Origin of the sequence: Flavobacterium sp. BFFFF1 (assembly GCF_002256285.1) — a bacterium.
Taxonomy (GTDB): Bacteria; Bacteroidota; Bacteroidia; order Flavobacteriales; family Flavobacteriaceae; genus Flavobacterium.
In genome coordinates this window covers 170,178-183,572 of sequence record NZ_NKJE01000002.1, presented here as the reverse complement: position 1 = coordinate 183,572, position 13,395 = coordinate 170,178, and the positions used below count along the sequence as shown (strand labels likewise).

Below are 13,395 nucleotides of genomic sequence, written 5' to 3'. Positions count from 1 at the left end.
AAAAGGATACCGCCTCTACCCCTAACCCAACCGTATTTTATTCGGAACTAAATGTCGATGCAGGCAAACCTGCCCCATTGAACAGCGAGGCCAAGGCCGTGTTGCTCCATCCATAGCGCACCTTAACAGGTTGTTTTACCTTATCAGAATGCAACCAGACCGCCTTGTTTTTTATCTTGGCATCAGCCGCATAAAAAATATTATCCACCCCTGCTATTTCAAACTGCGTCGGCATTTTATCTTTAACATACAATCCCTCTGAATTGTCAAAATAAACGGCAACCTTGTCTTTCTCAATCTTTATTTCCCTAAATGTCGGACCATTGACCACTCCAGTTTCAATGTTGTACGTATTTTTTAACGCCAGTCCCGCCAGTCTTTCGCCTACAGGTTTCTTGTCTTTCGGATGGATATCATCAACGGTAGCGACATCGCTTGTGACCACCAATCCTGAATTCCCGACACCCATAGCCACTTTACGCTGTGCTTCCCGGATTACCGCAGCGGCTTCGCCATTATTGCCATAGTTGAAAGGGGCGATCTGAACGATATAAAAAGGAAAATCCTGCTTCCATTGCTGCCGCCATGAGGCAATTAATGCTGCGAGCGTCTTATCGTAATTCGAAGCACCCACATTGCGTTCGCCCTGATACCACAACACCCCTGCCATACAAAAACCGACTAGCGGATGGATCATCGCATTAAACGCGCGGCCCGGCTGTTCCGGCCCCCACTGTTCCGGATTTATTTTTTGTGCGGCCTCGCGTAATAATGGATCACTTTGGACGACGTGTTCCGGCATCCAGATCTCAGCAGGGGTGCCGCCCCAGGCCGAACAAATTAATCCAATTGGCACATTCTTAAGTTCCTTACGCAGCCTTTTTGCAAAGTAATACCCCACGGCACTGAAGTGCTTCATGGTTTCAGGGCTACACGGTTCCCAAGCACCCAAAAGGTTGTCCTGAGGTGTCGTTGCTGAATGTTTTGCGACGGTAAAAAAACGGATGTTGCTGTCGGTTGCCGCTGCCGTTTCCTGTTCTCCGTCTTTGATTCCCCACGACGCCGACATTTCCATATTGGATTGCCCGGAACACAGCCAAACCTCACCGATCAGTATATTTTTCAGGACGATTTCATTGTAACCTTTTATGGCAATGGTGTGTGGTCCGCCTGCTTCCGGTGTGGCAAATGAGACTTTCCAATTTGCCTGGTTGCCTGTCTTTACTTTGTATTCTTTTTGATCCCAGCCAGTAGTAAGCGTGATCTCCTCGTTTGGATTGCCCCAACCCCAGATTGATACTATTGTGTTGCGTTGCAGCACCATATTGTCTAAAAAAAAGGAAGGAAGCGTTACATTGGCCATGGCAAAAGGAGTCGTCATCAAAATATACAACCAAATTAAAGCTTTATTTCTCATCCAATAATTTTTTAAACAACGATTCCAATTGTGCGGCCATAACCTTATGGTCTTCCCTATCGGGATGGTAGCCGCAGCCATTGGGTTTCATAGGCTTGAATTCAAATAAGGCTATCGGTTTATGGGTTTTGTCGCCTGCAAAAGCGGCAATCACACGCTCAAGGCATTTGACGAAGGTGGCATTCTTTTCACCCGAAATCATCGGGCTCGTAAGCAATACCAACCGCGCCTGTGGATTGTGTGTATAAATCATTTTAACAAACGCAATATAGTTGGCCACATATTTTTCTTCATTGAAAGGAAGCCGGGGCTTTTTACCATCGCCGTCAGAAAGGTCATTTGTACCAAGGCAAATACTAATTAAATCGGGTTTAAAACTAAAATCGTACTTCTTATCAGAATCTTTACTCAAGTATAATTTTTCGTAAACTTCCGGCATAATGGCCTCTTTCTCGTGCTCGTCATTCCAATTCCGGTACATCCCAATTCCCGAGACCGAACTTAACAGGAAATCGGCGTCCAGTTTCCGGGAAAGGATCGGACCATAAGCCCAATAAGCATTGTGCTGGTCGTACCATTCTCCCGTCCCGCATGGGATTTCAGCAGTATCATTGCCCATCCCGCACGTAATCGAATTTCCGATAAACTCGATTTTCTTTCTTGACTGTGTCGACGGCAAGCCGAGTATTTTTGTATCGGCTCCAGTAAACACTACTGTACCATTTGCCGCTTCTGTAGCTTTATAGATTACAAGCCGGTGGTTTGATTTTCCCGTGACAGGAATGGTGTACCATCGTTTCGCGCCTTTCTCAATTTTTAAACGTTTCAGATATACTCCGTCAAGTTCAAGCGAAACATAATTATGATGCGGTTGGCTATCCCTGCTTTCCAGTTCAATACTGAGCGAATCTCCTGTAAAAGCAAACGATACTGACGATGCGGACCCGATAAGTACCGTTTCGTTCTCTATACGTTCCGCGCGGCCATGAAGCTGAACCGCAGCAACCTGCGCATGACCTTGAAAGATAACGAATAAAAAAAATACCATTAATGGCATCCTCGGATTAAATTTCATAAACTGCAAAAGATGGTTTCGGTAAAAATAACCATTAATACCATTTTGCAAATATCATATAATGTCAAACTCCAATGATATTTTACCTTTTGCAAAAAAATTAACGGATACACAACCTGATATTTACGGATTAGTTCTAAATTTGACGCTTAATGTACTTAAAAACATTTGATTATGCGGGGTATTTTTCTTTTTGTTGTGATGCTTATGGGAATGTCTGCAGTTGCGCAATATGGCGGCGTGGACCGCAGCATCGGTGGACCGGGACAGTTTCAAACAAAAAATAAGGACAAAAAGAGTGAATTTGATTTCGTGCAGGCATCGACAGATAAAATGGCGAAAGAGTTATCTCTTGATGATTTTCAGAAGGCTGCTACAAAAAATATTATCCAGGAGTACAAAGAGAAAGTGTTATCCATCAGTGCCGAAGAAATTCCTGACACTGGAAAGTCCGAAAAAATGAATTTGGAAAAGGATAAAATGGAAGCAAAACTAAAGGAGCTCTTAAATAAAGATCAACTTGCAAAGTTTCAGGCTTTAAAGGATAAAATGGATAAGAAAAAAAACAGCAAAAAGAAAACAGAGAACAGTCAGGAACAAGATAAGAATTGACTAAAGGCACAATAGTCCCTGTTTCCGAAGTTGCTGAATCGGCTTCGAGAACCAAAATAACTCAAAATCGGGCAGGTTCTTTTCGAAATCTGACTTCACTTCTGCCATTGTCATTACGCGGCTGTTTTCAGGCTGAATTTTTTTCAGCAAATCAAAAAGCCACGCTCCTTCTTCCCTGCTCAACGGGATTTCGAACACTTCTTTCTTCATGTGAAAACGCAATGCGGCCAACTCCCACGTCTTTCCCTTTTTTGACTTTGTAACATGAGCCAGTGACGGCTGCGTTCCTATCCACAATACTTTTGCGTTGGGCCTGATTGTAAAATTCTCCTGCGTTTCTATGGCGTTAAAAATAAAATCAGGTGGAATCTTAGTCGCCGGGATTTTAAAATCAAACCAATCCTGTAAATGGTATTCAAAACAGATTCCATGCATAAAATTGAATAGCGATTTCTTCAGCCCAAAGCTAAATTTATCATGGTTTATTCCCGTTTTGTCTTTGTAGGCAATGTCGTTATTGGCAAAAGAATTCACCGCTTGGGTATCCTTGATTACACCAAACTTCTCAGGATACAATCCAACCGGACTGTGTGCCGTCATCGCAAACTGATGCCAAAAGCCCGACTGCAGTACGCCGGCTTCAAACAATTGCCGCACCATTTCCAGGCTATCTATGGTTTCCTGGACGGTTTGTGTCGGATAGCCGTACATCAGATACGCATGAACCATAATACCGGATTCAGTGAAATTCCGGGTGACTTTAGCCACCTGTTCCACAGTAACGCCCTTTTCAATTAATTTCAGAAGCCTGTCCGATGCGACCTCCAGCCCGCCGGAAACGGCGATGCACCCTGAGGCACGAAGCAACTGGCATAAATCTGATGAGAAACTTTTCTCAAACCGGATATTGGTCCACCAGGTCACCGAAAGTTTCCGCCTGAGGATTTCGATTGCTACCGCACGCATCAATGCGGGTGGTGCTGCTTCGTCAACAAAATGGAAGCCATTTTGTCCCGTTTGTGCCATTAGTTCTTCCATTCTGTCGCACAACAACGAGGCAGCGACGGGCTCGTATATTTTAATGTAGTCCAGTGATATGTCGCAAAACGTACATTTGCCCCAGTAACAACCATGGGCCATAGTCAGTTTGTTCCAGCGCCCGTCACTCCACATCCGGTGCATTGGGTTCACGATTTCGATTACTGAAATGTATTTGTCAAGCAGTAAATCGCTGTAATCAGGAGTACCGACCTGGGACTGCTTGTAGTCGTGCAATGGAGAATTGTTCCGATATATCACTTTACCATCTTCAAGCAACAACGTGCGCTTGTATTTTCGTTGCTCTATCGGAAGGTTTTGGTTTGCAAACAGTTGCTCTAACGGTGCTTCGCCATCGTCTAACGTGATATAATCCACAAAACCAAAAACCCTCGTATCTGATAATGACCGTAGTTCTGTATTTGGGAAACCGCCTCCCATCGCTACAATCACATCAGGGTAATGCTTCTTCGTCCACTGCGCACAGCGAAATGCGGCGTATAAGTTGCCCGGAAAAGGCACTGATATCAGTAGATGTGTGGGTTGTATCTCCGTGAATTTTGTCTTTAGGATTTCAAATAAGATGCGGTCAATATACGTCGGCGCTCCGTGCAGTGACTCATTTAACGCATCAAACGAACTGGCACTGCGTCCCAATCTTTCTGCGTATCGGCTGAAGCCAAAATTAGCATCCACACATTCCACGATTAAATCTGAAATATCCTCAAGATACAAGGTCGCGAGATGCTTCGCCTTGTCCTGTGTCCCCATTGTACCAAAGGCCCAGTCCAATTCTTCAACCTGATCAAAACGAGACGCTTCCGGAAGAAAATCTTCCTGGCAAATCTGCAGTGCCAGCGTTGGGTTTTTTCCCTGAAGAAAAAGCATGACCGAATCGATGGTCTTGACATAGTAGTCTTTCAGTGCGACAATCCTTTGGACATTCGGAGTATTGTCTGCGGAAGCGTTACCTATGAGCGAAAACAAATCCGTCAGCCCCTTTGCTGAAAAAATTTCCAAAATCACTTCAATGCCGAGGTCCGCCTGTACTGACGAAATCTGCTTCGTATTTAAAAAACCTTTAATGTAAGCGGTCGCCGGATAGGGCGTGTTGAGCTGGGTGAAAGGGGGTGTTATGAGAAGTACGTTTGTCATAGGATTTGTCCGGGCACAAAATTACGTTATTTTACATCAATTTTGCCGTTTGATTAAACGAAGAAATTACTTACATTTCGTTACTTTTTAAAGATTTTTTTTGCTTTTAAACAGAAAACCTCCACAACTTGTTAATTTTTTTAACGTTTGGCATATATTTGAAATCAGAAAGTAAATATGCGCCATGAAACACATCTTTTTGCTGATTAGCAGTTTTTTTCTGCTAAACGCATTTGGTCAAAGCCACACAGAAAAGCCAATACCAATCCGACCCAATAGTCGATTGGTGGAAAACCGGCAGGGAAAACTGATCCTGAATCCTGTTGATCGTAAAACTTACCTGGATTCTTTGGACATCGTAAGCACAGCCATCCAGAAACCTTCTAGGGTTACTCTTAACAACACACCGGTAAACCTTTGCTCGAATGGAGGATTCGAGGAGTTTGAAACCATCAATAACAAAAACTATCTCAAATACTTCAGTTTTGCCATTGCAGAGCCGGAATTTCCAACAGAATGCAAATCGGCATCAGTAGCTGCCAATACTTTGATTGAACAATATGACCCTGCCATTACCGATGTGATGGCAAGTACCGTTCCATCAAACTATATCGATGAATTTATCGGCGACATCCAGGCATTTGATCAATATGCCTTAAAAGTAAATTTCAAGGATTCGCCCAATACGCTGAGTGTTGTAAGGTGTGAACGTTTTAAAACCAATAATGAAAATGCCGTGGTTTTCAATTATAAGGCAGTGCTGCAAAGTATTATTGATGACAGCGCCCATGATGACAACCAACCTTACTTTAAAGTGCGTGTCTTAAGAAGCTCGGGACAGGTCGTGAGCGAATTCTGCCTGATCGGTGATCGTTTTAACTGTATTTTTACCCAGGCGCCTTACCTTGAAGCCGACCAGATCGTATTGTTCACCAAAAACTGGCAGGTAGGCATGCTGGACATTTCCTCGATTCCAAACAACGAAAATTTTACGATCGAATTTATGGCAGCACGATGTGGGTTATCGGCACACTTTGGATATACCTTTATCGATGACATTTGTTTAATCCATTCAGACGAGAATACGCAGGGCAGCATCGAGTTGGATCCGTTGTACAAGATTTGTCCTACAATGCCGCTGTCGGTTTGCGGCAGTTATACGATTCCAAATTCGGGCGGCGTCTCCGCAGCTGTTGCATCAATTGAATTGAAAGTGTTCAATGATACACCCACACCGGTCTATACGACTACCGCAACCTCATCATTTGACACGGTAAACCGCCGCTTCTGCTTTGAGATTGGCCAGGCGAATCTGCCAAACACGACCAATGGCAATTACAATGTGTCGGTGACTATAAACTACAGCGTCGTTCAGACGGACTGCACGGGGACAAACTTTAGTCCGGCAACAGATCCCGATGCCAATCCGGGCTACGATATTTCCTTCATGAATTGCAATTGCACGATTCCATTACAACCTGCAAGCCTCTCCGAATGTGATCCAGATGGAAATGGAAAAGCCATTTTCAACCTGGAGAATATCAATGTGCTTGCGGCGGGACAACAGAATGGCGTGAACTTCAGCTATTTTAACACTTGGAATGACGCGGCAGCGAATACGAATCCGATTCAAAACTTTAACGCGTTCGACAGTGTCAGCAAAAATCTATACCTGAGGGTTTCAGGCGCTGCAGGATGTTTTAAGGTAATCGCATTCGGGCTTATCGTGAAGCATCCGTCTTTTAATATTAGCGGCATTTTGAATGTTTGTGGGGGAAGCACGGTGTTGACTGCATCGGATGGTGCCAGTTATCTCTGGAATGATAACCAGACGACGAAAAGCATCACTGTCAGCAATACCGGCACGTACAGTGTGACGGTCACTGACGCAACAGGTTGCAGCGGCGTGGCGAGCGTCACGATATTGCCCAACCAGGTAGCAGTGCAGCCTACACTTCAGATCACACAGCCGAACTGCTTCATCAGCACCGGAACCATTGCCGTGACCTCTGCGGCAGTGGAGTACAGTTTTGATAACGGCGCATCCTGGTCTGGCGTATCTTCAAAATCAAACCTCGCTCCCGGAACGTATTATATAAAAGTCAAGACGGCTTCAGGGTGTATTTCCTACAGCGCGCCCGTGACTATAGTCGCCTTCCTGTTGTCCTTTCCTTCTTATGATTCCGTTGACCCCACCAGTTGTGGTGGCGTGGGAAGCATTACAATTACAGAGCCCGGCGCTACGGAATACAGTTTTGACGATGGATTAACCTGGGAAACAACTAACACCAAGGGTAATCTGCCATCCGGAACCTATAATATCCGGATCAAAAATCAGTATGGATGTATCTCCAATTTCAACAGCGTGATCCTGAACGGGCAGTTCTTAGATGCTCCGGCGTTCACCACGCTTCCTCCAGTGTGCGATCAGGGCGGAAATATTACCATTACCACTCCGGCTGCAGAGTTTAGCTTTGACGGCGGACTAACTTGGGTGACGACCAATGTGTTGGAAAACGCGTTGGCCCAGACGTATCTGATCAAAATAAAAAATGCGCAGGGGTGCACCTCCGCCGATGTGTACGTTGACCTTGTGGATTTCAAAAATACGTACCCCGACTTCACTTACGTTGAACCGACTTGTGGTACTAACGGAAGCATTACAATCACGACAGCATCCGATTATTACAGTTTTGATGGCGGAATGAACTGGGTGGATACGGCTACGATGTCATTACCCGCAGGTTCCTATCAACTGATGATTAAAAATACGGCTGGATGTGTTTCCAGAAAAAACTATGCCTACCTGGATACATTCTACCTGCCGTACCCTAACTATACGGTGATACAGCCCAGCTGCGGAAATGGTGGATACATCACGATCACTACCGTCGCCGACTTATACAGTTTTGATGGCGGAACCACCTGGGGAACCAGCGCAGTGTCTCCCGCTCTCATGCCAGACGAGTACCTGGTCCAGGTAAAAAATAATTCGGGATGCGTTTCTTACACCCAATATGTTGGACTATACGAAGTGTTCCTGCCTTACCCTCAATATACGGTAATTCAACCTACCTGTGAAACAACAGGGAGTATTTCGGTAACCACGTCCGCAGCACAATACAGCTTTGATGATGGGAACAACTGGACAACAGACGCTTTTCTCGGAAATCTTCCCGCGGGCACCTACGAAGTCCAGATCAAAGACGCCAACAATTGCCGTTCCAGATCGAGCGTAGTATATTTATACCAACCTTATCTCCCAGACCCGGTTTATACAAAAACGGATCCTTTTTGCCTTGAGACCACAGGAACGATTGTTTTTGAACCTGTCGCAGGTTATGAATACAGTTTCGATGGCGGCGATACCTATCAGTCCTCAAATGACAGTGGCCAGATATTGCCTGATTATTACATTATTAAAGTTCGAAATACCACTGGTTGCGAATCGCGCGGAATCTATGTGCATATCAGTGACCCGACGGGAATTCCAAATACTCCGGCAGGAGACAACAACCAGCTGTATTGTATTTTTAACAATCCAACCGTTGCTTTTCTGCAGGCTGAAGGCCAGAATATCCAATGGTTTGAGTCAGCCGGCGCTACGGTTCCGCTCACACCCGATATCCCGTTAGTCGACGGAAAACGATATTTCGCTTCCCAGACGATCAATGGTTGTGAAAGCCCTGTCCGGTTGAACGTCCTGATTACCCTAAGTGACTACGTGACGCCGGCTGCTGATTTTGGGATGTTGGTCTGCGACGACCTTAATAACGGCTTTGAAAACGTTGACTTAAATGATTATACTTTCGGCTTGATTACTGATTCCAGCAACCCCGAAGACTATGACTATACCTTTTACAACACATTTGACGGCGCAGAAACGGCGTCTCCATCCGAAAAAATCAACAACAATACGAACTACAGGCTTGAACCCGGCGAAAACTATATTTATACGAGGGTCACTTCCCCAAATGGCTGCTATAAGAGCGTAAAACTCACATTGACCGTGATTCCTTCACCATTTATCACAATGACAGACCACTATTTTGTTTGTGAAAACGCTACGGTGACGCTAACCGCCGACGCTGGTTTTGACAGCTATGTATGGTCAACGGGAGCCACTACGCAGTCCATTAAAGTAAAAACACCCGGCAACTACAATATCACCGTTACTGAAGATCATGGCGCGGTGACTTGCTCCACCACCAAAACAATTATCGTAGTCCCTTCAAATGCCGCCACCGTATCTGAGGTCATCACAAGCGATTGGACATTGCATGACAACAGTGTGGCTGTATTGTTATCCAATTTCAGCATTGGAGATTACGAATATTCGCTTGACAACATACACTATCAGGACGACAACCATTTTTATGGTCTTGACAGCGGCATTCACGAAGTATTCATCCGTGACAAAAACGGCTGTGGTGTGACCGCGCAGGATATATATTTGTTGATGTATGCTAACTTTTTTACCCCGAACGGCGACGGGACAAACGATACCTGGAAAATTGAATTTTCAACTTTTGAACCCGGTTTGGAAATTGCCATATTCGACCGGTTTGGCAAGTTTTTGAAACAACTTTTCAGTCAGGACGCCGGCTGGGATGGTACATTTAATGGATATCCAGTTCCTTCTGATGACTATTGGTTTGTCGTGAAGCGGGCCAATGGAAAAGAGCACCGGGGACATTTTACACTGAAGCGCTGAATGTTAGAGATAAAGCATTAAATTTGGACAAATTCACCCGCTATGAAACACCTATCTTTGACAATTCTACTCTTATGCCTACTCTGGGCAAAAAACAGCCAGGCGCAACAAAGCACCGTCGCTTCTGGTGGAAGCGCAACCGGTTCGGGTGGCACAGTCAGCTATTCTGTCGGACAAATTTCTTATAAAAGCCCGGAGGGAAATCTGATCAGTGATGGCGTACAGCAGCCATATGAAATCATTGCACTCGGAACGGACGAACATCCTGATTTGCAGTTGTTGGCCTATCCAAATCCGGTAACCAACATATTAAAGTTAAAAAATACGGACCCAAAAGTTGCGGTTTTATCCTATTCCCTGACCGATATCTCCGGTAAAATCCTGATACAAGCCCAAAACGCGGATTCGACAGAAACCACCGTCTCCATGCAGGACTATCCGGCGGGAATCTACCTGCTCCAGGTTTTCAACCAAGACAAAATAGTAAAGACCTTTAAAATCATCAAAAAATAACATGATGCAAAAATACTTCAAACAAATTTTAGTGGCCCTGTTTGTATTCACTACCGCAATTATTCAGGCCCAGGCACCTCAGAAAATGAGCTACCAGTCCGTCATCCGAAACGCGTCCGGCGATTTGGTTACAGATACACCCATAGGCATCCGCATCAGCATCGTTAAAGACGGACCTGAAGGCACAGCCGTCTACGTGGAAACACACAACACCACAACAAATGAAAACGGTTTAGCCAGTATCGAAATTGGCGGCGGTACACCGGTTACCGGAACATTTTCAGCCATCAACTGGGGTGGCGGAAACTATTTCATCAAAACCGAAACCGATCCGGAAGGCGGCAGCAATTATTCCATTGTAGGAACCAGCCAATTACTCAGCGTGCCTTACGCATTATATTCCGGAAGCAGCTTAAACCAGGGAAAAACCACCATTTTTATCACAGGTGATATCACCGATGCCGAAGCCGCAGCACAACTACAGGCACAGTTTGGCAGCAATACTGAAAATATTATTATAGAAAACACGACACAGCTTACCACCGTCGACCTGAGCATGGTTACACAATTATTGGATCTTACCATATCTTCCAACCAGCAACTGTCTTCGGTCAATCTGAATCACCTCACCACCATTTTCAGGGACGCCATCATCGATTTAAACCCGATGTTGACCTCGCTGGATTTGCCACTGCTCAATACCATTTCAAAACTATTCGCTTTCTATAACAATGAATCTATGGTTACTTTGGCGTTTCCCTCATTAACTAAGATCCGCAGCAGTGGCCGAATGGAATTTAATGGAAACCAATCGTTGGCCACCGTTTCCTTTCCACAATTGCTAATTGGCACGAGCCTTACCTTCAATGCCAATGCGTCGCTTACTTCGGTGAATTTTGATGTCTTAACCTCTGGTTTTGTGAATTTCGAAGCTAACCCTGCGCTAACGAACGTTCAGGCGGACGTAATGCAAAGTGGGCAACTTACTGTCAATGGAAGTGATGCACTGTCAACAATCAATCTTCCGGTATTTACTTCGGGGAACGTGTATATCGACGGAGACAACCTTTCTACTTTTAACGTTCCTTTGATTCAATCCGGAGGAATTTCAATTACCGGCGGTTTGATTACCGAACTGGACTTTCCGCTATTTACGGACGGTTCTCTGCATGTATCGTCTGTCCCCGCACTCAGCTCCGTCAACCTACCGGCGCTGCAACAATGTGCTTACGTCAACTTTTACTACACCGGAATCACATCACTTACATTGCCTTCGCTGACAAGCGTTGACACTTTCAGTTTGTTCGGTAACGTGAATATTCAACAGGTAAACTTACCGATGCTATCTGTTTTGAAAGAGTGCAATGTGGAATCCAACCCCCAGCTGGCAATATTTGACATGCCCGTATTGTCATCCGTTGGCGGCGCAGGAAATCGTATTGATTTAAGAAACAACCACTTGCCCACGTCAGTCATCAACGACATTTTAAGTAAAGTGTCGGCCGCCACCCCATCTTCATCAAAAACATTGTGGATTGAGGGACAGTCTCCTCCGGCGCCACCAACCGGGCAGGGAATCATCGATAAACAGGCTCTGATTGATGCCGGAAATACGGTTACCACTGACTAACTTTTCTCTTAGCGTATACATAACAGAAGGCTGTCCAAGAAGGCAGCCTTTTCGATTTAACATCTCTTCGACTTCATTTTATTTGTCCTTCAGTGCTTCGGTTTCCCGAAAACCAATTTAGCTTGCCTATCATACGCAGATCTGAAACACTGATGTCGAAAAGCATTTTAAAAAATAAGCTGAGATTAATCAGGGTCACTGTAATTGGTACGGATTTACAAACGCATCAGATGATAAGCTTATTTTTGCTAATTTTACAGGAATTTCAAACACTACCCATGCCAAACGACTGTATCACTTATCAGGAATCGGGATATTTTACACCACTGATTGTAGATTACCTGAACCAGGAACCCCAAGTACAGCCGTTTTACAATCATTTCCCGACACTGGAAAACTTCGGACAGCAGATCGCTGAAAAAAAACTGAATTTTGAACAGTCAAACCGGGTCGTGTTGGTCGATACACTAATCCGGCAATATTCGGGAATCAAAATGTCAGCATTAACCCAGACAAACATTTCAAGCCTCGGGGACCAGAATACCTTCACAGTTACCACGGGACATCAGCTCAATTTGTTTACGGGACCATTGTACTTTCTATACAAAATTGTTTCAACGATAAACCTGGCAAAAGAATTAAGCGCAAAATATCCTGAAAATCACTTCATACCAATCTATTGGATGGCCACAGAAGACCATGATTTTGAGGAAATTAATTATTTTAATTTTAAGGGTAAAAAATTCAGGTGGCACCGCGACAGCGATGGCGCAGTGGGACGTCTTTCGAATAAAGGGCTTGACGAGTTTTTCGAGATTTTCTCGACGCAACTGGGACCGGGAATAAATGCTGAAAGAATCAGACTGCTATTCCAAAATGCTTACCTGGGTCAGGAGAATCTGGCAGATGCCACACGCGTTCTGGCGAACGAATTGTTTGGCGAGTACGGACTGGTCATTCTGGATGCAGACTCGCGGGAACTGAAAAAGAATTTTATCCCTTTCATCAAATCAGAACTTCAGCAAAATAGTTCTTTTTACAAGGTCAGTGAAACAATTGCTGCTTTGGGCGACTATACAATCCAGGTAAATCCACGTGAGATAAATCTCTTCTATCTTGAGGAAAATCTAAGGGAACGCATCATTTTTCAAAACGACACTTACGTGATCAATAACTCATCTTTAAGGTTTTCAAAAGAAGAGATTTTTGATCTGGCGGATAAACATCCTGAAAAATTCAGT

8 protein-coding genes are annotated in these 13,395 nt (G+C 44.6%); 5 read left to right on the top strand and 3 right to left on the bottom strand.

The genetic code is table 11. The features are described from left to right. Nucleotides 1–37 precede the first annotated feature (37 nt). Nucleotides 38–1,417, bottom strand: coding sequence for a sialate O-acetylesterase (locus tag CFE23_RS01915; RefSeq protein WP_291083207.1), 1,380 nt, complete (start codon nucleotides 1,415–1,417; stop codon nucleotides 38–40). Continuing rightward, complete coding sequence (locus tag CFE23_RS01910) at nucleotides 1,407–2,492, bottom strand: SGNH/GDSL hydrolase family protein (RefSeq protein WP_291083203.1); 1,086 nt, start codon at nucleotides 2,490–2,492, stop codon at nucleotides 1,407–1,409. Before CFE23_RS01910 ends, CFE23_RS01915 begins: the two co-directional genes overlap by 11 nt. A gap of 174 nt (nucleotides 2,493–2,666) precedes the next feature. On the opposite strand from CFE23_RS01910, the gene CFE23_RS01905 reads away from it, so the two are divergent. Continuing rightward, the gene (locus CFE23_RS01905) at nucleotides 2,667–3,104 is read left to right on the top strand and encodes a hypothetical protein (RefSeq protein WP_291083200.1); all 438 of its coding nucleotides are present in this window, start codon (nucleotides 2,667–2,669) and stop codon (nucleotides 3,102–3,104) included. Here CFE23_RS01905 and CFE23_RS01900 read toward each other — a convergent pair whose 3' ends face one another. Next, complete coding sequence (locus tag CFE23_RS01900) at nucleotides 3,105–5,297, bottom strand: radical SAM protein (protein WP_291083197.1); 2,193 nt, start codon at nucleotides 5,295–5,297, stop codon at nucleotides 3,105–3,107. A gap of 184 nt (nucleotides 5,298–5,481) precedes the next feature. On the opposite strand from CFE23_RS01900, the gene CFE23_RS01895 reads away from it, so the two are divergent. The 4 genes from CFE23_RS01895 to bshC all read left to right on the top strand — a co-directional run. Continuing rightward, entirely contained in the window at nucleotides 5,482–10,011 is a 4,530-nt protein-coding gene (locus tag CFE23_RS01895; protein ID WP_291083194.1) for a T9SS type B sorting domain-containing protein, read from the top strand. A gap of 42 nt (nucleotides 10,012–10,053) precedes the next feature. Further along, entirely contained in the window at nucleotides 10,054–10,524 is a 471-nt protein-coding gene (locus CFE23_RS01890; RefSeq protein WP_291083191.1) for a T9SS type A sorting domain-containing protein, read from the top strand. A gap of 1 nt (nucleotide 10,525) precedes the next feature. Continuing rightward, nucleotides 10,526–12,154 carry a hypothetical protein gene (locus tag CFE23_RS01885; RefSeq protein WP_291083187.1) on the top strand — a complete coding sequence of 543 codons (1,629 nt, stop codon included), beginning with the start codon at nucleotides 10,526–10,528 and terminating at the stop codon, nucleotides 12,152–12,154. Between the two features lie 278 nt (nucleotides 12,155–12,432). After that, nucleotides 12,433–13,395: bacillithiol biosynthesis cysteine-adding enzyme BshC (bshC, locus tag CFE23_RS01880; RefSeq protein ID WP_291083184.1), on the top strand; the 963-nt coding region annotated here is incomplete at its 3' end.